This window comes from Chthoniobacter sp. (assembly GCF_040003245.1).
In the GTDB taxonomy this organism is placed as follows: domain Bacteria; phylum Verrucomicrobiota; class Verrucomicrobiia; order Chthoniobacterales; family Chthoniobacteraceae; genus Chthoniobacter.
The window spans coordinates 13,527-37,627 of the sequence record NZ_JBDUCX010000028.1; the positions used below are offsets into that span (position 1 = coordinate 13,527).

Annotated in this window: 21 protein-coding genes, 1 tRNA gene and 1 pseudogene; 13 read left to right on the plus strand and 10 right to left on the minus strand. The window is 61.7% G+C overall.

What is annotated here, in order from left to right; genetic code table 11:
• Nucleotides 1–116 precede the first annotated feature (116 nt).
• The 3 genes from ABJF10_RS05640 to ABJF10_RS05650 are packed head-to-tail and all read right to left on the minus strand — an operon-like array spanning nucleotide 117 to nucleotide 3,294.
• Nucleotides 117–974 carry an aquaporin gene (locus tag ABJF10_RS05640; RefSeq protein ID WP_348543553.1) on the minus strand — a complete coding sequence of 286 codons (858 nt, stop codon included), beginning with the start codon at nucleotides 972–974 and terminating at the stop codon, nucleotides 117–119.
• The gene (locus ABJF10_RS05645; protein WP_348543554.1) at nucleotides 971–2,509 is read right to left on the minus strand and encodes a GMC family oxidoreductase; all 1,539 of its coding nucleotides are present in this window, start codon (nucleotides 2,507–2,509) and stop codon (nucleotides 971–973) included. The genes ABJF10_RS05640 and ABJF10_RS05645 overlap by 4 nt, the downstream gene beginning before the upstream one ends.
• Nucleotides 2,509–3,294 carry a glucose 1-dehydrogenase gene (locus ABJF10_RS05650; RefSeq protein WP_348543555.1) on the minus strand — a complete coding sequence of 262 codons (786 nt, stop codon included), beginning with the start codon at nucleotides 3,292–3,294 and terminating at the stop codon, nucleotides 2,509–2,511. The genes ABJF10_RS05645 and ABJF10_RS05650 overlap by 1 nt, the downstream gene beginning before the upstream one ends.
• Nucleotides 3,295–3,441: 147 nt before the next feature.
• Between ABJF10_RS05650 and ABJF10_RS05655 the strand changes: the two genes are divergently transcribed.
• A tRNA-Leu gene (locus ABJF10_RS05655) sits at nucleotides 3,442–3,523 on the plus strand.
• 51 nt (nucleotides 3,524–3,574) lie between these two features.
• Here the strand turns inward: ABJF10_RS05655 and ABJF10_RS05660 are convergent.
• Nucleotides 3,575–4,591 (minus strand): hypothetical protein, encoded by a 1,017-nt coding sequence (locus ABJF10_RS05660; RefSeq protein ID WP_348543556.1) that lies wholly within the window; start codon nucleotides 4,589–4,591, stop codon nucleotides 3,575–3,577.
• 352 nt (nucleotides 4,592–4,943) lie between these two features.
• Between ABJF10_RS05660 and ABJF10_RS05665 the strand changes: the two genes are divergently transcribed.
• The 4 genes from ABJF10_RS05665 to ABJF10_RS05680 all read left to right on the plus strand — a co-directional run bounded on the left by ABJF10_RS05665 (nucleotide 4,944) and on the right by ABJF10_RS05680 (nucleotide 10,773).
• The gene (locus tag ABJF10_RS05665; RefSeq protein ID WP_348543557.1) at nucleotides 4,944–5,825 is read left to right on the plus strand and encodes a hypothetical protein; all 882 of its coding nucleotides are present in this window, start codon (nucleotides 4,944–4,946) and stop codon (nucleotides 5,823–5,825) included.
• A gap of 20 nt (nucleotides 5,826–5,845) precedes the next feature.
• Entirely contained in the window at nucleotides 5,846–6,004 is a 159-nt protein-coding gene (locus tag ABJF10_RS05670) for a hypothetical protein (RefSeq protein ID WP_348543558.1), read from the plus strand.
• A 211-nt stretch (nucleotides 6,005–6,215) separates the two neighbouring features.
• On the plus strand, nucleotides 6,216–8,633 hold the full coding sequence (locus ABJF10_RS05675) for a PAS domain S-box protein (RefSeq protein WP_348543559.1): 2,418 nt from the start codon (nucleotides 6,216–6,218) through the stop codon (nucleotides 8,631–8,633).
• A complete protein-coding gene (locus ABJF10_RS05680; protein ID WP_348543560.1) occupies nucleotides 8,620–10,773 on the plus strand; it encodes a response regulator in 2,154 nt (717 codons plus the stop codon). Before ABJF10_RS05675 ends, ABJF10_RS05680 begins: the two co-directional genes overlap by 14 nt.
• Before the next feature lie 800 nt (nucleotides 10,774–11,573).
• Here ABJF10_RS05680 and ABJF10_RS05685 read toward each other — a convergent pair.
• Nucleotides 11,574–12,137: a YaeQ family protein gene (locus ABJF10_RS05685; RefSeq protein WP_348543561.1), complete on the minus strand. Its 564-nt coding sequence runs from the start codon at nucleotides 12,135–12,137 to the stop codon at nucleotides 11,574–11,576.
• A gap of 14 nt (nucleotides 12,138–12,151) precedes the next feature.
• Complete coding sequence (locus ABJF10_RS05690) at nucleotides 12,152–13,165, minus strand: carbohydrate kinase family protein (RefSeq protein WP_348543562.1); 1,014 nt, start codon at nucleotides 13,163–13,165, stop codon at nucleotides 12,152–12,154.
• A gap of 220 nt (nucleotides 13,166–13,385) precedes the next feature.
• Here ABJF10_RS05690 and ABJF10_RS05695 point away from each other — a divergent pair, with 220 nt between their 5' ends.
• The gene (locus ABJF10_RS05695; RefSeq protein ID WP_348543563.1) at nucleotides 13,386–14,786 is read left to right on the plus strand and encodes a DUF1501 domain-containing protein; all 1,401 of its coding nucleotides are present in this window, start codon (nucleotides 13,386–13,388) and stop codon (nucleotides 14,784–14,786) included.
• Between the two features lie 9 nt (nucleotides 14,787–14,795).
• Nucleotides 14,796–17,795, plus strand: a complete 3,000-nt coding sequence (locus tag ABJF10_RS05700) for a PSD1 and planctomycete cytochrome C domain-containing protein (RefSeq protein ID WP_348543564.1) — start codon at nucleotides 14,796–14,798, stop codon at nucleotides 17,793–17,795.
• Nucleotides 17,796–18,150: 355 nt separating this feature from the next.
• Here the strand turns inward: ABJF10_RS05700 and ABJF10_RS05705 are convergent, their stop codons facing one another.
• On the minus strand, nucleotides 18,151–18,618 hold the full coding sequence (locus ABJF10_RS05705; protein ID WP_348543565.1) for a GNAT family N-acetyltransferase: 468 nt from the start codon (nucleotides 18,616–18,618) through the stop codon (nucleotides 18,151–18,153).
• A gap of 175 nt (nucleotides 18,619–18,793) precedes the next feature.
• On the opposite strand from ABJF10_RS05705, the gene ABJF10_RS05710 reads away from it, so the two are divergent.
• Nucleotides 18,794–18,979, plus strand: coding sequence for a hypothetical protein (locus tag ABJF10_RS05710; RefSeq protein WP_348543566.1), 186 nt, complete (start codon nucleotides 18,794–18,796; stop codon nucleotides 18,977–18,979).
• A 306-nt stretch (nucleotides 18,980–19,285) separates the two neighbouring features.
• Here the strand turns inward: ABJF10_RS05710 and ABJF10_RS05715 are convergent, their stop codons facing one another.
• A complete protein-coding gene (locus tag ABJF10_RS05715; RefSeq protein ID WP_348543567.1) occupies nucleotides 19,286–19,618 on the minus strand; it encodes a hypothetical protein in 333 nt (110 codons plus the stop codon).
• A 260-nt stretch (nucleotides 19,619–19,878) separates the two neighbouring features.
• On the opposite strand from ABJF10_RS05715, the gene ABJF10_RS05720 reads away from it, so the two are divergent.
• The gene (locus ABJF10_RS05720) at nucleotides 19,879–20,019 is read left to right on the plus strand and encodes a lmo0937 family membrane protein (RefSeq protein ID WP_348543568.1); all 141 of its coding nucleotides are present in this window, start codon (nucleotides 19,879–19,881) and stop codon (nucleotides 20,017–20,019) included.
• A 223-nt stretch (nucleotides 20,020–20,242) separates the two neighbouring features.
• Here the strand turns inward: ABJF10_RS05720 and ABJF10_RS05725 are convergent, their stop codons facing one another.
• Nucleotides 20,243–20,863, minus strand: coding sequence for a hypothetical protein (locus ABJF10_RS05725; RefSeq protein ID WP_348543569.1), 621 nt, complete (start codon nucleotides 20,861–20,863; stop codon nucleotides 20,243–20,245).
• 179 nt (nucleotides 20,864–21,042) lie between these two features.
• Between ABJF10_RS05725 and ABJF10_RS05730 the strand changes: the two genes are divergently transcribed.
• The 4 genes from ABJF10_RS05730 (at nucleotide 21,043) to ABJF10_RS05745 (ending at nucleotide 23,595) form a co-directional block, all read left to right on the plus strand.
• Nucleotides 21,043–21,573 (plus strand): GNAT family N-acetyltransferase, encoded by a 531-nt coding sequence (locus ABJF10_RS05730; protein ID WP_348543570.1) that lies wholly within the window; start codon nucleotides 21,043–21,045, stop codon nucleotides 21,571–21,573.
• 61 nt (nucleotides 21,574–21,634) lie between these two features.
• Nucleotides 21,635–22,456, plus strand: coding sequence for a ThuA domain-containing protein (locus ABJF10_RS05735; protein ID WP_348543571.1), 822 nt, complete (start codon nucleotides 21,635–21,637; stop codon nucleotides 22,454–22,456).
• A 472-nt stretch (nucleotides 22,457–22,928) separates the two neighbouring features.
• Nucleotides 22,929–23,165, plus strand: coding sequence for a hypothetical protein (locus tag ABJF10_RS05740; protein ID WP_348543572.1), 237 nt, complete (start codon nucleotides 22,929–22,931; stop codon nucleotides 23,163–23,165).
• Nucleotides 23,166–23,223: 58 nt separating this feature from the next.
• On the plus strand, nucleotides 23,224–23,595 hold the full coding sequence (locus ABJF10_RS05745; protein WP_348543573.1) for a PIN domain-containing protein: 372 nt from the start codon (nucleotides 23,224–23,226) through the stop codon (nucleotides 23,593–23,595).
• A gap of 63 nt (nucleotides 23,596–23,658) precedes the next feature.
• Here ABJF10_RS05745 and ABJF10_RS05750 read toward each other — a convergent pair.
• Nucleotides 23,659–24,101 (minus strand): annotated as a pseudogene (locus tag ABJF10_RS05750) (hypothetical protein); the annotation flags it as partial.

A 24,101-nucleotide genomic window follows, 5' to 3' on the forward strand; every position in this document is an offset into this window, starting at 1 on the left:
CCGACAATTGCAGATGGGTGCCGGGGTCAATGTCCCATACCCCGAGCGGAATGGGCACTAAAATCGGGGCCCTTCGGGAGAATTATTCAAAGGCGATCCGGATCCTCCATTGATAGTTAATCCGCCACTGTCTCTACGCCCGCGTGCAGGGTGCCGTGGCCGCAAAAGATGCAATGCCGGTCGGATCGATGGTGCAACTTGCAGCAGTGAATCGAGTCGTGACTTTTCACGAGCAGGCAGGCTTGCGCGGCGAGCAGCATACCGAGAGGGGGGGCAATGAAGTAAATCCACAACGCCGTCCAAATGCCGCTCGGCAGGGCGGAGGCGAAGGTCCGGGCGGGGTTCATGCCGAAACCGGAAAAGGGCGCCTCGAAGGTCACGTAACCCATGATGAGCAGCCCGGCGAAGAGGCCGGTAAAACGGGCGATGGCCGCGTGGTTGGAGACGCCCACGATCATGCCCATCATGACGAAGGCGATGAGCAATTCGCCGGTGAAGGCCGCGGCGTGGCCCGCCGGGCCGGGGACGGTGGCGACGTAACTGACCGGCGGCTGGGTGAACGCCTGGCCCAGCGCGAGGGCCGTGAGGAGCACGCCGGCGAGCCCGCCGAGAAACTGGAACGCGATGTAGAAAAAGGCGTCGCAAGGCGGGATTTTGCCGAGACGAAGGAAGGCGATCGTGACCGCGGGATTCATGTGCGCGCCCGAGCGCCGACCCCACGGAGAATAGATCAGCCCCGTCGCGGTCGTGCCCATGGCCACGCCGATGAAAGCGCGGCGCACATCTCCATTGGGGAGGGCTTGATGAACGAAGGAAGCGGGGTATTCGAACAAGGCGGTGAAGGCGCCGGCGGAAATCATGAAGATGCCCAGAGCCGCGGCTTCCATGAGGTACTCCGGCCAATGTTGCTGCAGCGATTCGGAAAGAGAGAGCAACCGGAGCTGCCCGCTGCTCTCCGGTGTTCGCCCGCTCATCCGCAGCGCTCCAGCAGGTGGTCGCCCACGCGCAAGGCATTGGCGATCGCAGTGAGCGAAGGATTCACCGCTCCGATGCTGCAAAAGAAACTCGTGTCCACGACGTAGAGGTTATCCAACTCGTGGGCCTTGCAATTGACATCCAGGACGGAGGCCTGGGGATCCGTGCCGAAACGGCAAGTGCCGGATTGATGGCCCACGCCGGCGATGGGGATTTCCTTTCCCATATAGGCGGAATTGGGAATGAGGTGCTGGTGCATACCCAACGATTCCAACATCGACTTGAGGCGGGTATAGAGCCGCTTCGTGGGCACCTCGTTGTTGAAGGTGTAGTGGAGAACGATCTTGCCGTCCCGGTCGAGGGTGATGCGGTTTTCGGGATCGGGCAGGTCCTCGGTCGTGAGCCAAAAATCGACGGCGTGCCGGGCCATTTCATCCAGTGCGAAGCCGGGTGCGAAGAAGGGAGCATCGTCCCGGAACATCGGGCCTTTGGATTTGCCGATCATCTGGATATTGCCGACCGGAAACTCGAAGTCGCCGTCGCGGAAATAAAAGTCGTTGAGCGAAATCGTCTTTTGAAATTGCGTGGGATTGGGCTCGAGGGAGAGGGCCACGACGGCCTGGCTGTTGTGAAACATGTAGTTCCGCCCGACCTGGTCCGAACCGTTGGCCAGCCCGCGGGGATGCTGGTCATTGGCGGAGAGCAGGAGGATGCGGGCGCTATTCGCCGCGCCGGCGGAGACGACCACGATGCTTCCGCCATAGGACTCGGTATTTCCGTCGCGGCGGACGACTACTTCCGTGACTTCGCGTCCCGAGGGACTCGTCTTGAGTCGCACCACTTCCGCGTTCGTCAGCAGGGTGACATTGGAGTGTTGCAGCGCCGGGCGCACGGCGATGACCTCGGCATCGGCCTTGGCATGAACGAGGCAGGGGTAGCCGTCGCAGGTATCGCACTTGAGACAATGGCTCTGCGCGCGATAGGCCTCGTTGAGCAGCACAGCGGTGGGCGCGTGGAAGGGATGATAACCGCTCCGGATGAGGTCGTCGTTCAAGCGCTGGATGCGCGGCTCGTGGGCGATGGGCGGATGGGGATACGGCTTGCTGGCGGGTGGTTCAGTCGGGTCTTCGCCGCGCAGGCCGTGCACATGATATAGTTCCTCGGCCTCGGTGTAGTAGGGCTCGAAATCCTCGTAGGAAAGTGGCCAGCTGGGGGAGACGCCTTCGTAATGGCGGACCTGGCCGAAATCCTTCTTGCGCAGGCGAAAGAGCGCTGCCCCATACATCTTGGTCGCCCCGCCGACCATGTAATGAATGCCGGGTTGGAATTCCTGGCCGTCCTTGTCGTGCCATTTGTCATCGGCGACGTAACGATTTTTGACGAAGACCTCCGCCGGATCCCAATTCTCCTTTTCGCGGGGGAGATAATCGCCGCGCTCGACGATGAGGATACTCTTGCCCGAGGCGGCCAGCTTCCAGGCCAGCGTGCCGCCGCCGGCGCCGCTGCCGATGATGATGAAATCGAAGTGCGTCATTACTGCTCCTGGTAATTCCAGAGCAAACCGCCATCGACGGTGACCGTGGAGCCAGTGATGTAAGCCGCATCGTCCGACGCGAGGAAGGCGGCCAGTCGGGCGACATCGTCCGGCGTGCCGAGCCGGCCCAGCGGGATTTTGCCGAGGAGCATTTTCAGCTCCTCGGGATTGTTGAGCAGGTCTTTATTGATCGGAGTTTCGATGGCCCCCGGCGCGATGTTGTTGACCGTGATGCCGAGGGGCGCGAGTTCGATGGCCAGATCCCGGCACAGCATTTTCAACGCGCCTTTGCTCGCGCAGTAGGTGGAAAAATGGGGGAAGGGGAGTTCCTCGTGGACCGAGCTGATATTGATGATGCGTCCCGGCCGATTGGTCGCGCGGAGATGATTGACGAAATCCTGCGTGATGAAAAAGGTGCCGCGCAAGTTGATGTTCAACACGAAGTCGAAATCCTGCTCGGTGACGTCCCAGAAGTCCGCCCGGCGCTCGACGCCCGCATTGTTCACCAGGATGTCGATCTTGCCCATCTGCGCGACGGCTTCGGCGATGACCCGGCGGTCGTCGGCGGGATTGCCCAGGTCGCCCTGCACGGTGACCGCGCGGCGCCCGAGTTTTTGGATGGCAGCCACGGTCTGTTGAGCGCTTTCTCCGATGACGCGGTCATCGACAACGACGTCAGCGCCTTCCTTGGCCAGCCGAATGGCGATCGCCTGGCCGATTCCTTGTCCACTGCCAGTCACACACGCCACTTTGCCGGCCAGCTTTGCAGAATGGGCTTCGGTCATAGGCGTTCCTTGATAGACGGGCGCCGATGATGGGGCGAGCTTCGTTTTCTCGGTCGCCCGGTCCGCAGCGGAGAATCCTGCAACTCTGCGATTGCGGGAATCGAGAGCCGCCATAAACTACGCCGCGCCAGATAGAATAACGCATCCGCCGGGGTGGCGAAATTGGCAGACGCGCCAGACTTAGGATCTGGTGGAGCAATCCTTAGGGGTTCGAGTCCCCTCCCCGGCATTTGGTGGCCGAAGGGGTGATCGGCAAGGGAGCCGGGTGATGGCACCGGCCTCAGGCGTCGAAGGCGGCATCGCCTTGTTCCAGATAGGAGTGATAGCTGAGGCGCCCGAGGTGGGTGCGGAACCGGAGTGAATCTTGAGCGGCGATTTTGCCATCGAGTTGCCGGGCGAGGAGCTGCGCCAGAAACCAATCGGTGTAGTCGTTCAGGCGTTCCGTGCGCATGGCGGCGGGGTTTTCGATCCAGTCCTGCCGGGGGAGGGAGCGGCAAAAGTCGGGGTTTACGGGGACGAATAAATCGTCGTGATTCGTGAACCAACTGCGAGCGTAGGCGTAGGTCGGCTTGTGATGCATGAGCCGTGCTTCGTAGAGGACGCTGGAGTTGGCGCCGGCCACAGCCTGGCATTCACGCAGGAGAGTGGGCAGGTGCGATTCTCTCGGCACCCGGACAGTGTTGGGCAGTTCGCGAAGAAGCTCGTCGAGCCCGGCCACGTCCCGCGCGCTGAAGAGGGGATGGTCCTTCAAGACCAATTGAAAGCGAGCCGGCAGGCAGGAACGAAAGTGGCGAATCAAACCCGTCCAGTCGGTGAGACCGAGATCCCATTCATTTACCTTGTCCCCGACGAGCTGGAGCGGCCACAGGACATAAGGCGGTCGGACGGCAGCGGGCAGCGCTTTCACGGGTTTCGCCAGCCAGGCCTCGCGTGACTGGCGCGCCCGCTCGCGCTGGAGGCCCGAGCAGCCGCGAAACATCATGCGCGGAAGTGAAGACTCCCAGCAAAAGCCCAGCGGATCGAAATGGATGGTATCGTAGTGCGGGAAGAACCCGTCTTCCCAAGTCGCCACGTCGATCCCGTACTCACGGCATAATCCCACCATGCCCGTTCTTTCCGTGCAGAATCCCCAGAGGAGCATGATATCCGGCCGTTCTTTCATCCTGGAAAGATACTTGCGCATGTCCACCTCCGAAAAAATGCAGCTCCCCCGGAGATCCTGGAGATGCATTCGGTATTTCTCGGCCGCACTGTTATAGTACGGATTCGACCACACATAGCTGACGGGCACGCGCATGAAGCGCAAAACGGATACAAGCCCCCTTTAAAAAGGCCATCCCAATTTGCGAAACCGCATTGACAGAAAAACGGCGGCGACCCAGAAAAGCACTCAGTGAATTCGTGGAACAATTTGTGAGCTTCTCTTTCTCACCTTTAGCGCGTTGGGGCAGGCTGGCGAGCGACTTCCGTCCGGTTTGATGGCAAACCCCATTTTCTATACAGTCACGAATAGTCGGTACTACGCCGGAACCGTCGCTGCGCTTTCGTCGATCCGGCGGTTTTACCGCGATGAGCCCATTTGGGTATTTCCAGAATGCCGGTATCTCCTAACCACAGCCCAGAGCGAGCACCTCCGCAGCCTGGAGAATGTGCACGTTGTACCCGCCGCCGAGTTGGGGGTGGGGGAGGTCAAGGAAGCCTGGCAGACGAAGGCGCACGCCGCGCTCTTTCTCGCGGGAAAAGGCGGTCGCTGTATCATCCAGGTCGATTCGGATGCCGTCCTCTGCGCGCGGCTCGATCGTATCGTCGAGCAGGTGACCGCCCAAGGTCTGGTGGCCGGCGGCAAAGATGGAAATGGCAAGACCTACGACCTGGTCAAGCATGCCCCGTATTACGATCTGTGCCAGACGACGGCGACAGATCTGCGCGCGACCCTCCTGCCCTATATCTCGACCAGCATCCTGTTTCTGCCCGTGCCGGAAATAAACGAAATCCTCAAACTCTGGAGCAAAGGCGTCGATGAGGCGGAGTTTGGGCCCAAGGAGCGGCCGCGAAAGATCTACACCGGCTACAGCGACCAGGGGATTTTCAACGCCATCCTCTATTTCAAGGGGATCACTCCTATCGCCCTCGACAACCATCTCGTCTCGCAACACTGGGTGCATGGCCGGGACAAGGTCGAGTTGCGCGACGGCGAGTTCTGGAACAATGGGCACCCCCAAATCGCGTTTCATTCCGTCGGGCATGCGCCGAAATTCTGGACGCCCCAGTACGTGGACTTTGTGGCCAAATCGGGTAACCTCGACGCCGTCTACCAGTACTGGCTCTCGAATCTTTTCGACGGGCCGTGTGGGCTGCTGAAGGCCGGACCGCTTTCGCTGCTCGAGCAAAGGCAGGCGGAATACTTTCCCGGCGGAACGGCCGCGCACCTGTTTCGCGAATATCAGACGAGGAATGAATGCCAGGAACCCACGTCCGTTGCTGGGGCGGCGGTTTCCGCTGGTGCGGTGACCGCCTCGCCGCCACCTTAGGCTCCATCCTCATTGTGAACATGCCGACCCGGATTCTTCTCCTTCTCCTTTGTTCCACCGTCCTGACTTCTTGCGCCGATCAAGAGGCACCCCCTCCCGGCAAGAAGCGGAAACTGGAGGCGATCACGAATCCGATGGGGCAGACCACCTACCTCTATCGCGACGTCGACGATCGGTAGACGGGGGCTGCGGAGCCTGACGGGCCATTTTTCGCCGCTGCCCTTTCAGGGGCAAAATCACTCGATTGTGGCACGATCCGTGCGTTATGGCCCCCTTTGTGCCACGCGAACTACTCTCCACAGTAAGCCTACGTAGACGGAACCCGTCCCCGGGTTGGCGGTCGTCGTCCGCGGGCACGCCCTGTCGGAAGCCCGCGAAAACGGTTCGCCCATGAAGAAGTGGTTCTCCAATCTCAAGGTCTCGCAAAAGTTGATGCTGATCAGCATCTTCTTCGTCCTGCCGGATTCGGTGATGCTCTACCTCTTCATCACGGCGATCAACGACAGCATCACCTTTGCCAGGATGGAGCAGAAGGGCAATCAGTACCAAAGGCCACTCGAACAACTCCTCGAGCTCATTCCGCAGCATCGCCTGCTGGCCCAGCGGGTGCTCGATGGGGATTCAAGTGCCGAACCGTCGATGGCCCGCAAGGCCGCGCAAATCGACGACGCTTTCCGGGAGTTGAAAGCAGTCGACGAACAGATCGGCGTCGCGTTGCAATTTACCGATGAAGGCCTGGCCAAGCGCCATCGCGAGAACTACCGGGTCCGGACCGTAAGTGCCGATTGGGAGCAGCTCAAGGAGCAGGGCGCCAAGTTGGACCCCACGACCTGTGCGCGAAGGCACCTCGATCTGGTGGCGGCGGTGCGGACGATGATTACCCACGCGGGCGATACGTCGAACCTCATCCTCGATCCCGATCTCGACAGTTACTATTTGATGGATGCGACCCTCCTGGCACTACCCCAAACCCAGGATCGGATCGCGGCCGTCATCTCCGATGGCGAGACCGTCCTGAAGCAACCGTACATCACTCCGCAGGATCGCCAACAGTTCGCCATCTTTACCAACTTGCTCCAGGAAGCCGATTTGGATCGCGTGACCGGCAGTATAAAAACCGCGTTGCTGGAAGATCCCAATTTTTACGGCGTCAGCCCCACGCTCCAGCAAAAGTTGCCACCGGCCCTGGACGAATACATCGCGGCGACGGAGAGATTCATCAAGTTGACCAAGCGGTTCGTCTATCTGGATAGGGTGGACGTGACACCGGAGGAGTATCTCGAGGCCGGCAACAAGGCACGCGAGGCCAGCTTCAACCTCTGGCGGATTGCGGACCAGGAAGTCGATATCCTGCTGCAAAACCGCATCGAATCCTACCAGCACCGCCGCCTGCGCAGCCTGTTGGTAGCCGCCTGCGCGCTGCTCGCCGCCGTCGGGTTCGTCACCTTCATCACGCGCAGCATCAGCGACCCGCTCAAGCAGCAAGCGTCCGCCTTGCGGAATGCCAACGATACTTTGGAAGCGCAGATTGCTGAGCGCCGGCGCGCGGAAACGGCCCTGCGCACGGCCGAGGAAAAATACCGCAGCATTTTCGAAAACTCCATCGAGGGCATCTTTCAGACGACGGTGGAAGGCAGCTACCTCGTGGCGAACCCGACCCTGGCGCGCATGTATGGCTACGATTCCGTGGCCGATCTGCAGGCCAGCGTGACGGCGATTGGCGCGCAGCTTTATGTCAATCCGCAACGCCGTGCGGAGTTTCAACGCCAGATCGAGTTGCATGGCAAAGTCCCCCGGTTTGAATCGCAAATCCGCCGCAAGGACGGCAGCGTCATCTGGATCTCCGAGCACGCGCGGGCGGCCCACGACGCGGCGGGCAAGGTGCTTTATTACGAGGGGACGGTGGAGGATGTGACCGAGCGAAAGAGAAACGAGGAGGAACTGGAGAAGCTGAACAAGCAACTCATGGAAACGTCCCGCCAGGCGGGCATGGCGGAAGTGGCCACCGGCGTGCTGCACAATGTCGGCAACGTCCTCAATAGCGTCAACGTCTCGACGATGCTCATCTCCGATCGCTTGAGCAAATCCCGGGTCTCGCATCTCTCGAATGTCTCCAAGACGCTCAAGGCGAATTCGGGCGACCTGGCCCGTTTCTTCACGTCGAACCCCAAAGGCAAAAAACTACCGGGCTTCATCGACTCGCTGGCCGAGCGTCTGGCAGCGGAGCAGACCGAGATGCTGCGCGAGGTTGAAAGCCTGGCGAAAAACATTTTGCACATCAAAGAGATCGTCGCCATGCAACAGAACTACGCCCGCATCTCCGGGGTGATGGAATCGCTTCCGGTGGCCGAGCTCGTCGAGGATGCGTTGGAGCTGAACGTCGCCGCCTTTGAACGCCACAAGATCGACGTCATCCGCGAATTTGACGACGTGCCGCCGGTGCTGGTCGACAAGCACAAAGTCCTGCAGATTCTGATCAACGTCATCCGCAACGCCAAGTATGCGGTCAGCGAGACGTCGCGCCTGGAAAAGCGGGTCGTCGTCCGCGTTGCTACCGAGGGTGTGAACGGTCATCGCCGCGTGCGGATTGCGGTCTGCGACAATGGCATTGGCATCGCCCCGGAAAATCTGGCCCGCATCTTTGCCCACGGTTTTACCACCAAGGTGGATGGCCACGGTTTCGGACTGCACAGCGCGGCGCTCGCGGCCAAGGAAATCGGCGGCTCTCTTGTCGCCCAGAGCGAGGGCCTGGACAAAGGCGCCACCTTCATGCTCGAACTGCCCATTGATCCCCATGCAGACGCCTGAAGTTTCCCCTCTCCAGGCCGTCGGCCAGCGCAATCAGCGCATTCTCATCGTCGACGACAACGCGGCGATCCACGATGATGTGCGCAAGATCCTCGGCGTGCCCGCGCGCGAAGATGCCGATCTCGATGCCGAGGCCGCCGATATCTTCGGGGAGGAGATGGACTCCTTGACCGCGGTGGAGTTCGAAATCGATTCCGCCTTCCAAGGTCAGGAGGGGCTGGCCATGGTTCGGCAAGCGCTCGCGGAAGGCCGCCCTTACGCCATGGCGTTCGTCGATATTCGCATGCCGCCCGGTTGGGACGGCGTCGAGACGATCAGCCGGATCTGGAAAATGTATCCCGAGCTCCAGGTCGTCATTTGCACTGCTTATTCGGATTATTCGTGGGCGGAAATGATTCGCGAGATCGGCCGGACGGACAACCTCGTGATCCTAAAAAAGCCCTTCGACAACGTCGAGGTGCTGCAACTCGCGCACACCCTCACGCAGAAGTGGACGCTCAACCATCAACTCCGCGACCATCTCACCACGCTCGACCAGGTCGTCGCGCGACGGACCGAGGAATTGCAGACCGCCAACTCTCGACTGCGCCAGGAAATGGAGGAGCGCGAGCAGGCGCAGAAGGAACTTGTGGAATCCGAAGCGCGCTTCGCCAAGGCCTTCCAGGCGAGCCCCATCCCGATGGCCCTGCAATCGCTCACCACCGAGCGCTTCATCGATGTGAACGACGCCTTCATTTCGGTCTGCGGCCTGTGCCGGATGGAAATCGTCAGCCGCACGCCGCGGGAGCTCGAGCTTTGCCCCGATCTCGACGCGCACGACCAATTGTTCGCCCAATTGCGTCACGGGCGTTCCGTCCGGAATTTCGACTATCCGCTCCAGTCGCGCACCAGTGGCCGGCGCGAATGCGTCATCTCCGCGGACGCCTTCTCCCTGGGCACCGAGATGGTTTCGTTGATCGCGACGGTCGACACCACCGACCAGCGAGACCTCGAAAAACAGCTCCGTCATTCGCAGAAACTGGAGGCCGTCGGGCAGTTTGCCGCCGGGGTGGCCCACGATTTCAACAACATGCTCACGGTCATTCAAGGCCACGTGAGCCTGCAACTCGCCGCCAAAGGCATCGACAAGGGAGTGGCCAGTTCGCTGGAACAAGTTTCCCTCGCCGCCGAGCGCGCCGCTTCGCTCACCCGGCAGTTGCTGGCCTTCAGCCGCAAGCAGGTCGTGCAGCCGCGCGTCCTGGATCTGAACGAGATTATGCGCAGCCTCCAGGAGATGCTCAGCCGGGTCATCGGCGAGCACATCGAGCTGTGCTGCGAGTTTGGCGAAAAGCTCCCGGCGATTCACGCCGATGAAAGCAATATCGCGCAGATCGTCATGAACCTCGTCGTCAACGCGCGCGACGCCATGCCGCATGGCGGCCGTCTCGGCATCCGCACCGAACTTGTGGAAGTCGATCTCGCGCACGGGCTGCGCCATCCGCAAGCCCATCCCGGGAGCTTCATTCGCTTGTCCGTTGCCGACACCGGCACCGGCATGAGTGCCGAGACGCTTGGCCACATCTTCGAGCCCTTTTTCACCACCAAGGAAGTGGGCAAGGGGACCGGGCTCGGGCTGGCCACGATTTATGGCATCGTCGCGCAGCACGACGGCTGGATCGAAGTCCTCACCGAATTAGGCCATGGCTCCTCTTTCCAGGTTTACCTGCCCTGTCACGATTCCACTCCCGAGCCTTCGGTGTCGGGGTCCGTGGCCGACCTGCGCGGCGGCGACGAAACGATCCTCGTCGTCGAGGACGAGTTCGCCGTGCGCAAAGTCATCACCGACGTTCTCAAGGACCGCGGCTATGAAGTCCTCGAAGCTTCCGATGGCCCCGAGGCCCTCGCCATCTGGTCGACGCGCGGCAGCGAAGTCGATCTCCTGTTGACCGACATTGTCATGCCCAACGGGCTGCACGGGCATTTGCTCGCCGACCGCTTGCGCAAGGAAAAGAAGGAATTGAAAGTCATTCTCTCCAGTGGCTACAGCTCCGACTTCGGCACCGAAGCCGAACCGCTCTCCAGCCGCGTCAACTTCCTCGCCAAGCCCTACAAGCCCGAGGTGCTGGTGAAAGTCGTGCGCGACTGCCTGGATAGCAATTGATCGGGAGCCGGCAGTTTCGATTTCTGTTCGGCTGTGCGGTTGTTCCCGCCGCGCGCGTCAGAAATTTCCGAGACTTGAGAAGGCTTGATTTACCTTGATTCGGCTTGAATGTTCTTGAGGCCGCTGAGTTTTACGCTGGCCGAATCAAGGTCCATCAAGGCAATCAACCGGTGATTCCCTCCGGCGCACCCAATGCCACGAATGCCTCTTCCATTGGTGGCCAGAGCCTCTGTTTTTTAAAAACTCGCACCTTAAATCGCCTTAACAGGGCTTAAGGCACCTTAAAAGCGGCTTCTTTTTCTTCGCCCGGGCGTTCTTGATTCGGATCGGCCTTGGGGAGCGGCTTTCCCGGTAATGCGGCCGATTCTCGCACCTTGATCGCCTTGATTTACCTTGATTCGGCTTGATTCGAGCAACGGCTGCTACCCCTTCGGGGTGATCCGTTTTCTGCGCCATTCCCCGGTGGTGTCGCTGCGCTCAACCACCGGCTAGGGGCGCTGGGATGCCTTCGGCATCGGGCAGCGAGCTGAGCCATTTCACGAGCCGCTGGCTGCGTCGCCGGTGGAGGGGCGTTCGTCGGGCTCCTCGCGAATGGTTGCTGGCAATGGGCGAATTTGCCGTGGCGAGCGGAGTGGGATGGGTCGGTGTTCATGCCCGAAAGTGTCGCATGACTTCGCGCAAAAATGCATCACTCCATTGGCTCTATTGGCTCCATTGCGGAAAATTTGCTCTCAGCGCCGCAACAGGAGTCGCGGAAGCAGGATTCTCTCTTCGACGCGGCAACCTCAACCGAAACTGCGCTAGCTTTCCGGGCTGCCAAAAAGGCGCACGAGCGAGACTTCCAGCGACTTCCGCCCGTCGCCCACCCAGATCGTCCCGTCCTGCACTGTGACATCCAGCTTCATGGAGCGATCGGCCAGCGCCGCCAGCGCCTTGCTTTGCTCCGACGGCACCTGCCACACGCTGAGATGACGCGCCTTGGCGATCTTGTCGCCGATGCCACTCCACCACTGGCCCGTGCTCGAGGCGAAGCTATACACACTCGCGCGCCGCGAACGCGAACTGCACTGCAGCAGCCGCTTCTCATCGGGTTGGCCTACCTCGATCCAATGCAGCATCTGGCCGGTGAGATCTTTTTGCCACAGCGCCGGTTCTTCGGCGTCCCACATGTCCTTGGCAAATTCCAGCGCGCCGTGGTCGTTATCGACCGGCGCATTGAGCGCAAAGGCCAGCAGCCGGATCAACATCCGCTCGTCCGTCTCCGAAGGATGACGGGCCATGGTCAGCTCATGATCGCTATAAACCTGCCGGTCCATGTCGGCGACCTGGATCGTGGCTTTGTAGATGGTGGCTTTGAGTGCCATTAACGGTTCCGCTCCTACTCGCGAAACCCGTACCGCGCGCCGAGCTCGAGGACTTGCGCGAGTGGCAGCATGCCGCCGGTGCACGTTTCGTCGGCCAGATTCGCGGCCGCGGCGCAGACGCCGTAGCGCAGCCAGTCCTTCACGGGGAGACCTTCGTGCCAGCCGAGGAGGACTCCGGCGGTGAAGGCGTCGCCCGCGCCGGCCGCGCCCTTGATATAAGTGTCGGGGAGCTTCACGCTCGGGTGCTCGTGAAGCTGGCCGTCGGGGCCGAGCGCGACGCCGCCCTCGGGGAAGTGGACGATGACGTGCTCGCGCACCCCGGCGGCGAGAAGCTGCTGCATCGCTGCCTTGAGCGCGGTGCGGTCGAGCCCGTTGTCGGTGCGAATGTGGAGGCCGGTCACGCGCCCCGCCTCAAACTCGTTCATGACGCACAGGTCCACATGCTTGAGCGCGGGCAGCACGATGCGGGCGAATCGATCGCTGTCTTCACTCACCACGTCGATGCTCGTCTTGAGCCCGGCGGCTTGCGCGCGGGCGAGGATTTCCGCGGCGACGGTGCCGTACTGCGGATGCGGCCCGTCGACCTTGTCGAGCAACAGCAGATAGCCGAGATGAAAAAGCCGTGCGCTCGTCTGGCTGAAATCGAAGTGCGGCGAATCGAGCAGGGCATTCGCGCCGCGCGCGTGGAAGAAGGTGCGGCGGCCATTGGCCTGCACGGTCATGACGTCGGTGTAGGAGGTGGGCGCCTGGTCCGTCTGCTGCAGCGCGCTGGCGTCGATCTTGAATTTCGCGCAGTCGTCCAGAATGATCTGCCCATCCGCGTCGTTGCCGACGAGGCCGACCGCCGCGAGCGGGAAGGGGGTGCCGAGCCTGGCGAGGTCGACGAGGATATTGTAGGGCGAGCCACCCGTGCCATGCGTGCTGGCGAGAATATTGGAAAGCGTGTCCTGCGCGGGCCAGGTGTCGATGATTTTGACGTGGTCGATGATCCAGTTGCCGCCGGCAAGGATTCCTGAGCGAGTGTTCATGGGAAAGTTGGGAGGGCCGAGGATTCACGGTGGAGGCTCCGGGGCAAGCTGAATCATCCGGCAGGTGGATCGCAGAGAAATCGCGCCTAAAATCAGACCGCCCAAATCCACGGTGCCAAAGGTAAAACCGTCCAAAATGGGAAGTCTTAATAGAAATTTAACAAAATTCACTAAGGGAGCAACTTGCCGCCGCTTATTCGGTTAACAGCCTCCAAGAACTATGGACATCACCCAACACCAACCTTCCCCCGAAGATTTTTGCGTCACGCGCCGCCAGTTTCTCAACCGCTTCGGCATGGGCTTTGGCGCGCTCAGCCTCGCGGGCCTGTTCGGGCAATCGCTCGGCGGCAGTGCCCAGGCGGCGATCAATCTCTCGCCACTCGCGCCCAAGCAGCCCATGTTCCCGGGCAAGGCCAAGCGCGTCATCCACATCTTTTCGCAGGGCGGCCCGTCGCACATCGACACATGGGACCCCAAGCCCGGCATCGAGAAATACATCGGCAAAGACGTGAAGGAGATCGGCGGCATCCCGTTGCCCACGCAGTTCAAGTTCACCAAGCGCGGCAAGAGCGGCGTCGAGGTCAGCGAGATTTTTCCCAAGATCGGCGATCATATCGACGATATCGCCGTCATCCGCTCGATGAATACGGACATCCCGGCGCACGATTTCGCGACGCTCATGATGAACACCGGCTCCGGCCGCCTGGTGAAACCTTCCATGGGTGCGTGGGTGCTCTACGGCTTGGGCGCGGAGAATCAGAACCTGCCGGGCTTCGTCGCGCTCGGTGGCGGTCTGGGCGGCGCTTCGAACTGGCGCTCGGCGTTTCTGCCCGGCGCCTACCAGGGCACGCTGGTCGGCTCGGTCAGTGGGCCGGCCGATCGGATCATCGAAAACATCCGCAGCCAGTACGCCACGCGCAATCAACAGCACCGCCAGCTCGATCTGCTCAAGGCGATGAACGACCTCCGCGCCGAGCGGCAGGCCCACGAGGCGGGACTCGAGGCGCGCATTCAATCCTTTGAACTCGCTTTCAACATGCAGACCCAGGCGATGGATACGTTCGACGTCTCCAAGGAGCCACAGAACATCCGCGACATGTATGGCGATTCCGAGATCGGCCGCCGCATGCTGGTCGCCCGGCGGCTGATGGAAAACGGCGTGCGCTTCGTCCAGGTCTGGGCGGGCGGCTGGGACCATCACACCGACGTGAAGGGCAACCTCATCAAGCAGGCCGCGAGCATCGATCAGCCGATCGGCGCGCTGCTCACGGACCTCAAGCAACGCGGCATGCTGGAAGATACGCTCGTTGTCTGGGGCGGCGAATTCGGCCGCACTCCGCGCCACGACAAGGGGGCCCGCGGCGAGCCGGGTCGCGATCACCATCACCGCGCCTTTTGTGCGTGGATGGCGGGCGGCGGAATCAAGGGTGGCCAGGCCTACGGCGCGACCGATGAATTTGGTTACGACGTGGTCGAGAACAAGGTCCACGTTCACGATCTGCACGCCACCATCCTCCACCAGCTCGGCTTCGATCACGAAAAGCTGACCTACCGTTACAATGGCCGCGACTTCCGGCTCACGGACGTCTTCGGCAATGTCGTCGACGGCCTCGTTTCCTAATAGAGTTCCATGAGTTTCCGCCTCGCTTCTCCTTGCTTGCTCACGGCTGCCGCCCTGCTCGGCGGTGTCTTCCGCGCCGGCGCCGCCTTGCCGTCCGACCTCGCGCAACTCGACTTCTTCGAAAAGAAGATCCGTCCGGTGCTCTCGGAGCAATGTTACGAATGCCACAGCGCCACCGCCAAGAAGGTGAAGGGCGGCCTGTTGCTCGATACGGCGGAGGGCCTGCTCAAGGGAGGCGACTCCGGCCCGGCGATCATTGCGGGCAAACCGGCGAAGAGCCTCCTGCTCATTTCCATGAAGCACACGGATCCCGACCCGGATCTCGCGATGCCGCCCAAGAAGGACATCCTCGCGGATGCCATCCTCGCTGACTTCGAGCAGTGGATCAAGATGGGCGCCCCGGACCCGCGCGACGGCAAGTCCACGCGCACCGCCGCCTGGAGCGACAAGACGGCCAAGGAGCACTGGTCCTTCCAGCCGATCAAGAATTCCCCGGTGCCCACTCCGGCAGACGCGAAAAAGTTCATCACCAACCCGATCGATGCCTTCGTCCTCGCGAAGCTCACCGAGAAGAAGCTCGCGCCCGCCGCGCCCGCGGACAAAGCCACGCTGCTGCGCCGCGTGACCTACGATCTCACCGGCCTGCCGCCCACGCCCGCGGAAGTGGATGCCTTCGTGGCCGATAACTCCCCCGGCGCCTACGAGCAGGTGATCGATCGCCTGCTGGCCTCGCCCGCCTACGGCGAACGCTGGGGCCGCCACTGGCTCGATGTTGCCCGTTACGCCGACACCAACGGCGACCGCCTCAACGGCAAGCGCCAGCCGCTCTTCGCCTACGCGTGGACCTATCGCGACTACGTCATCAACGCCTTCAACGCCGACCTGCCTTACGATCAATTCATCCGTGAGCAAGTCGCCGCCGATCGCCTCCCCGAGGCGCAAAAGGACAAATCGAAACTCGCCGCGCTCGGCTTCCTCACCGTGGGCAAGCGCTTCATGGGCGTGGAGAACGACGTCATCGACGATCGCATCGATGTCGTGACCAAAGGCCTGCTCGGCCTCACCGCCGCCTGCGCGCGGTGCCACGACCATAAGTTCGACCCCATCCCGACCAAGGATTACTACTCCTTGCATGGCATCTTCAGCAGCTCGCGAGAGCCCGAGGAGGAACCGATCATCGCGCCCGTCGACAAGGAGAGCGCGGACTACAAAGCCTACGAGGCCGAGATGGCCAAGGTCGACGACGAGGTCGAGAACTACCGCCGCACGAATGCCGCGCGGCTCGTCTCCGGCATGCTCGACAAGGCCGGCGAATACCTGCTCGCCGTGCAGGACAGCGGCAACGCCAAGGACACCAGCAAGCGGGGCGATAACTTCCGGCTCATGGCCCGCCAGCGCGGCCTCGAGGCCGAGGTCGCCTTCATCTGGATGGATCGCGTCAAAGCCGCGCAGAAGACCGATCCGGTGCTCGGCCCGTGGCTGAAATTCGCGGAGGTGCCCGCCGAGCAATTTGCCGATCGCGGACCAGCGCTCGCCAAGGAAATCGAGACGGCGGGCGGAGCCCAGCCCACCCTGGTCGCGGCCCTCGCGGCCAAGGCGCCCACCACCTTGAAAGATGTGGCCGCCGTTTACACCGAAGTCTTCGGCGATCTGCGCAAGCAGCTCGATCTGCCCACTTACACCGGCTATCGCGGCGCCGGCCGGAACAACAAGTTCCCGCTCACCAAGGTGGAGGTGAAACTCGACGGGCCGATGGAATCCCTGCGGCAGTCCGTCTTCGGCGGCGAATCGCCGGTCATGCCCGACCAAAAGCTGATGCAGCGCGCGCTCGGCGTGCAATTCAGCAACCCCGAGACCGCCATCCAGGCGAAGTCCGTGAGCATCAATTTTGCCCACCCCGGCGCTCCCGTGCGCGCCATGGCCCTGGAGGACAAGCCGAACCCGCAGAATTCCTACGTCTTCGTCCGTGGCGAAGCGTCCAATCGCGGCCCGATCGCGCCCCGCAAATTCCTCACCGTCCTCTCGTCCGGCAACGATGAGCCCTTCAAGGATGGGAGCGGCCGTCTCGAACTCGCCCAGCGCATCGCCAGCCGCGACAATCCGCTCACCGCCCGCGTCATCGTCAATCGCATTTGGCAGTGGCATTTTGGCCAGGCGATCGTCCGCACCGTGAATGATTTCGGCACGCGCTCGGAGCCGCCCACGCATCCCGAGATGATCGACTGGATGGCCACCTGGTTCATGGACAACGGCTGGTCGATCAAGAAGCTGCACAAGCTCATCCTGCTCTCCTCCACCTATCGGCAGAGCAGCGCCCCCAATGAGCGCGCCCTGCGCGAAGATCCCACCAACCAGTGGCTCTGGCGCATGAACGTCCAGCGTCTCGACTTCGAGGAAATCCGCGACACCTTGCTCACCCTCGGCGCCAAGCTCGACCGCGACGTGAACGGCCGCCCGTTTGCCATGGCCTCCTCCACCGCGTCCAGCCGCTACAAGGGGATGGTCGCCGACGCCCTCCAGCCGAAGACCAGCAGCGACCGCCGCACCGTCTATGCGATGATCGATCGCAACGCGCTGCCCGATATGTTCGGCACCTTCGACTTCGCGAATCCCGACATGACCACCGGCGAGCGCATGCTCACCACCGTGCCGCAGCAGGCGCTCTTCATGATGAACAGCCCGTTCGTCATCGAGCAGGTCAAGAATCTGCTCGCCCGCCCCGACTTCCCCAAGGATGGCATCGATGAGGACAAAGTGCGCTTCCTCTTCCGCACCGCCTTCCAGCGCCAGCCCACCGCCCAGGAACTCGCCCTCGCCCGCAACTTCCTCTCCGACGATCCACCCGAAATCGCCGACCCCTCGCTCGCCCCCCAACCCGGCGACGACGAGCAGGAGCAAAAGCGCAAGGCCAGGGCCCTCAAAGCCCGCGAGCCCGCCCAGCAACTCGGCGTCTGGGAGCGCTACACGCAGACCGTGCTGGAGATGAACGAACTGGTCTTCGTGAACTGAGCGGCGCCGCGACCGCCGCCGTCGCGTCCTATATCGCGGAGCGATAACTGCCGGTAGCCGGGGGTCTTCAGACCCCGGACGCCAAAACAGCGTGCCCGTCGCGGAGCGACGTTTGCCCTTAATGCGGACTAACGCCTTAAGCGGGGGAGGGGTGGGGAGAAAACAGTTCCGTCGATACCCTCCGCGTTTTTAACAGAAGGAAGCGAAGCCAGCAAAGGGAGAAGGAAGCAGGTCCTTCGTTGCCTTTGCCTCCTTCAGTTAAAAACTTCGTTCCTGATCTCCCTTCTATTGAGCGACTTATTCGCCGCCTCGGAGGGATTGCGGGTGACCGATTCCAATTCCGCCCCCCTTTGTGTTAGCCTTCAATCGCCAACGACATGAACCGCAGCCCATTTACGGACGTGGCCCCCAGACTCTCGTAGAATCGCCGAGCCGCCGTGTTCGGTTCGTAGACCGACCAGAACAGGGCCTGCGCCCCGTGGGAGCGTCCGATTTCCGCCACCCTTTTCATCAAGGCCGAGGCCACGCCGCGATGCCGCACAGCCTCGCGCACATACAGGTCGATCACCCAGACCAACCGCTGCCCGAGGTCGGTATCATAACCAAAGTGGTAGAGCAAATAACCACTGACCTCCGAGTCCGTCTCCGCGACGAGCCCTTGGAAAGCGGGGTCGTCGCCGAACCCGTCGCGAAGATACTTGGCGGCTCCAAAACCGAATTCCGTTTCGTCGCCGAGCGTGCGGAGATAGGCACAAAACTCGGCCGCCATGCGGCCGATCGCTTCGGCGTCATGGCATGTGGATGCTCGGATCAAAAGGTCCATGGGTGTCTCTAACGGACGTTTTTGCCGGGAGAATGATTGCAACCCAACGCTCGCCTGACCCGCATTGCGAGGACGCGACCGGAGTTCTGTCGGCTCGGCGTCCACTTTTTCAATTGTCACACAAAGCGCTTGTCTATTGCGGGGGCGTTGGGCATAAACCCGCCACACTACTGATATGAAACTAACCTTCGCGTTCCTTTCCATCGTCATCACCCTCGGTTTCGGCGCCTGCAGCACCGCCAGCAGCACCAAGGACGTCACCCTCACCTCCTGCACGCCCGGTGATGCGGGCAAACCAGTGATTCTGGAGACGAGTTCCTGGGCGCCGGGTGAGCACCGCGTGGTGCGCCTCGCGCATTAAGCGACTATTTGCTTTTTCCGAATCGGCGCGCGGAGGAGAAATGCTCCTCTCGCCGGATGCCTCAGGCCCGGCCCGGCTGGTGGGCCAAGGGTTTCCTAATCGAAGCGCTGTGCATATTCGCAAGATGAAGCGCGCTGCGCCCGTGCATACGGGCGCGGTGCAAGCTCAGCTTCGGGTTGCCCAGCGTTGCGGGCAGCACCGATCAGAATAAAGCGATTGGGAATCAGAAAAGCAGGAAATAGGAAAAGCGGAGTGGGTTCGTCCGGTTCCTGATCGATCCTGCTTTCCCGGCAGGTCGACCATCGGTCAGGCCGCTGGCAACGTCGCCAAATCGACTTCGCCGTGCTGGCTCGTGAATGTCAGTTTCCTGCCGCTGCCGCTCTGGTGTTGCTGCACCCCCGTGACACGATGGTCGCCGGTATCGTACACTTGGACTTTTCCATCGCCGCTATCGATCGCGAGGCGCTGTCGATCGCCAAAGAAGGCGTAACGTGTTGCGTTCTGGCCGCCGGCGGAAATGGGATTCTCGCCCAGATCCTGCGGCCACCAGCGCTCGGGCGCTTTCATCGGCTTCATCGGTTGCATGGCCTGTATTGGTGACATCGGCTTCATCCCGGACATCGGTTTCATCGGTTTCATGGTGGGTCGTTTGGTTATAGCGGTTGGCTGCTCGAGAGAATCGGGCAGGGAATGCCGTGGGTTGCGTATTGTATAATCGCACCTGGTGGCAGCGATGGGGGGACGCTGTTTCGTCAGGAGGTGCCGTCGGCCTGATGGCGAAGCCATGAACGCACGTTGTGGGAGGACGACACGGCGGCGCTTTTGTTGGCGGCAGCCCGCTTGGATCGCCGTTCCAGACTGGGCGCAACCGCACCACGGACGACACGCGAATAGGTGTCATGCTGCTCATCATTGCTATCGTCTTGTTGGTCCTCTGGGGAGGCGGCTTCGCCTTCCGCGTCGCGGGTGGACTCATTCACCTGTTGCTGATCATCGCGCTGGTCCTCTTCATTCTGCAATTCGTCGGCGGGCGGGGCTGACGCCTGGCATGCTGGGCGAGAGTGCCGGTAAAAGAGTGGGCATCAGGAAAGCAGGAAAGCAGGAGCCGAGGCTTTGCGAACCGCAGATAATGCCGGGGCGGAGGAGGGCGGCATAAACGCCCATGGCGCAATGGGGGCAAAAAGCGGAGTGGGTCGTTGTGGTTCGTTTGGTTCCTGATGGAGGCCACTTCGGACCCGCCGACACGACGCAGCCCGGCGGTCTTTAATTTGGCTTATCCTTGCCCTCGTATTTGCGCGCGACCTTCCGCCCCGTCGGCTTGCCATTGACGATTTCTTCCCCTTTCAAGGTCACCGAATAAACGGCGGGTGGGAACGCCCGGCCCTGGGTATAGATCGAGGAAAGTTTGATTCGCATATTCCCATCGGATGGCCCCAGGTTCATTTGCGCTTCCACCTCGGGAACACCGGCGGTCGCGCTGACGTAGACATCCATCTTCGGCGGCGCAATATCGGTGGTCACTTCCTTCAGGTCATTCAGGTTGATGGCGAAGTGGGTCGCGCTCCCGCCAGGGATCGCTTGCAGTTCGAGCCGCTTGCGGATCTCGTTCTTGAGCAGGCCGTTGACCGGTTTGTAGTTCCGGCCGTTCATCAGCCAGTAGAAATCAAACAGCGGCTGATTGCGTTTCTCCGGATCGGTGAGGAAACGTCCGTTGGCATCGACCTTGGTGTAGACGACCATCAGATTCTCCGGGTGGACATTCTTCCCGACGACCAGCACCGGCGCGTGCGCGCCGATCTCGGGGATATTTGCCATCTCCTCCGCCGCCAGTCGCGTGACCAAGCCGGTGAGCAAAAAGGCGAGGAAGATTTTAGGGATGGCCATGCAGGTTTGTCTTCGGGGCAGACCGGAAACGAATTATATCCTCGGCGGCAGCCGGCTGCTCCTCACCAAAGGTCGATCAGGAACGCAGGAAAACAAGGGCCGAGGTTGGGCTTGAGGAATGGCGACGCAGTGAGAAAGTCGCCGGACCAGACCTGCGTGGGTTGGGGACTACCCGTCATATGAAAATCATCGGCTCAATCGTGCTGCGGCAGTGGCGCGACGAGGATTTGGAACCGTTCGCCGCCATGAATGCGGATGCGGCGGTGATGGAGTTTTTTCCGAAGCCTCTCTCGCCAGCGGAATCGGCGGAGTTCCTCATGTCGATTCGCACGCGCATCGAGGAGCGGGGCTGGGGACTCTGGGCGGTGGAAGTGGAGGGGGCCTTGGCTGGCTTCACCGGTTTGAATGAGCCCCGGTTTGTGACCCACTTCACCCCCTGTGTGGAGATCGGCTGGAGATTGCGGCGCGAGTATTGGGGCCGGGGCGTTGCCCACGCTGCCGCCCGGCAGGCGGAGCAGTTTGCCTTCGAGAACCTGAAGCTGCCCGAGCTGGTATCCTTCACCGCCGCCAGCAACACCCGGTCGCGACGTTTGATGGAACGACTCGGCTTTACCCGCAACGCGCACGACGATTTTCCCCATCCCTCCTTGCCGGAGGAGAGTCCCCTCCGCCCGCATGTCCTTTACCGAAAGCGAAACCCCAAACCGTGACCGGACACCGCTTGGAAAATCCGCTGTTTCCCAGCCGGCTCCACGGCTATTGCTTGCTCGCGTGAACCGCTTTCTCCCCCTCCTCGTTTTACTCTCCCTTTCCGGCGTCCTCCTGGCCCACGACCCGGGGCCCGCGTTCCCGAATAATCTCCATCTGAAGGTCCTGGTGTATTCGAACACCGGCTACTATCGCCACGTCGACATTCCCAAAATCAACCGGTGGCTGGTGCTGCTGGGGTATGAGCACGGCATCGATGTGGATGTCACCGAGCACTGGAAGGATCTGCGCAAGCAGGAACTCAGCGGCTACGACGTGCTGGTGCTCAACAATGCCAACCAACTCGACCTCGTCCTCCCGGAGGAGCAGCGCAAGTCCGTCGAAGAATGGTTTGCCCAAGGCAAGAAAGGCATCGTCGCCTTGCACGCCGCGCTGGTCTACCAGACCAAATGGCCCTGGCTCAACGCCCTGGCCGGTTGCGATTTCAATAGTGACTCCGACTTCAGCAAGGCCCGGGTCACCATTGATCCCGCCGCCGCCCGCCATCCCGCCGTCCAGGGACAACCGGCGGAGTTCTGGTACGAAGCGGATTGGACCAATCACGACCACCCCATCACCGGCCAGCCCGGCTTCCAGGTGCTCCTGCGCGTCGACGAGTCGACCTACACGCCGGTGCGCGAGTACTTCCGCACCCGCGGCGGCAAAGCGATGGGGCCGGACCACCCGATCGCCTGGACCCACGAGACCCCGGAAGGCGGCCGCTTTTTCTACACCGAGTTTGGCCACGACCTGCGCTCCCTGAGCACTCCCTTCGCCCGGCAACACATCCTCCAGGCCATCCTCTGGGCCGCCCACATGCCGACCGCCGTGGAGAAGCAGAAGTAAGGCGGATGAGTTAGCGGATCCGAAATACGAAGGCCCATTTGAGGGTGGTCCAGCGGGCAGTGCTCTCCCAGTGTCCCGAAGGACAACAGAGATTAGCCCCCGGGTCGGGCGAACCGCGCGACCACCGGGATCCACCCCCTAGATGCCCCCGCGAGTTCTTCCTGTCATAATTCGACTGACTGCCCCCATCTTCCCCCATGATACACATCCTCCATCCGCTCAGTGAAAATGGCAGTCAGGTCACGAAAGCGAACCGGCCACATCCGGTATGCGGAGGCCGAGGAGGCTGCCGAGGCCGAGACTGGCCAGCAGCGCCGAGGAGACGAAGGGGAGCCAGGAACGCCAGGAATGCAGGACGCGGGGCGCGGGGCGCGCTACTGTCTAAAGTGGAAGCTGTCCGGCCAAAGTCACATTTGGCGGAATTGCGATACCCGTGCTGGCTTTTTCAAGGCAATTTCGCTAATCTTGCCCGATGAGCCTCGTAACCCTCGAAGTTGAGATCGACGGTGGCCGCGTAATTTCGCGCGGTTCGGAACCGTTGCCTGAAAAAGGCAAGGGTCTCCTGACGCTTTTACCGGATTCTGGCACCGTTCCGTGCCGCGGCTCGGTCAGCGATTTCATTACGAAGTGGGCGGGCACGTTTTCCCTGCCCGAATCGCCGGGCGACGATCCACGACTCGCTTTGCTTCTCGCCAAGCACGTCAAGTAGCTGTGCGAGTTCTGCTGGATACGAATGTGATCCTGGATGTCGCCCTCCGGCGTCCCGCCTGTTCGAAGGCAGCAAACGTGCACTGGAAAAATGCGAAGCAGAATCCCACGAAATGCTCATTTCGTGGCATACCCTGTCGAACCTCTTTTACATCCTGCGCCGGGATCGTGGCGCGGAAAAGACGGTCGAATTCCTTCGTCACCTTTTGAGCATCAGCCACGTCGCGCCCGTCGGTCACGCCGATGCGCTCCGTGCCGTCGCCTCTGGATTGAAGGATTTCGAAGATGCGCTGCAACTCAGTGCTGCGGAAAGTTGCCGGGCCGATGCAATCCTCACGCGGAACAAGGCCGACTTCGGCAATTCGTCGAACATAGCCGTACTTACGCCGGAAGAATTCGCTCCACCCGTCTCCGCAGGCGCGCAGCCTTGAGTCCCTGGCGTTGATCGGAATGGTTGGTGCCAAAAGGCGGGGTGTGCTCTTTCAGCCGGGTCGCTATCCCTGTGACGGCTTTTCCGGAACCGATTCCACTTCGTAGGCTCCCTGTACCACGGCGTTGGCTTCTTCGGTCGCCGCTGGCGCGTCTTCCAAGGGCGGTTCGCTTTGGCTGGTCGTCTCCATCAAGGGCTCGTGGTTGGTCGGCGGTTCCGCTTCGGAGGGTAGTGCTGTTTCTTCGGCCTCACCTGTAATGGGGATGATCGGGGCCTCGTAGGGGATCGGTCCCGCTGCCTCTGGCTCGGTTTCGTTGACTAAAGGTTGGTCCTGCGGTTCGTCGGTCGCGGTGGGAGCGGGCTCGGCGGCGGGTTGGGCGAGGGTGGCGGCGACGCGGCGCGCGGCGAGCTCGATGACGATGGCTTCGAGTTGGCGGTGGCGGCGGCGGGCGATGCGGAGGCCGAGGAGGCTGCCGAGGCCGAGACTGGCCAGCAGCGCCGAGGAGA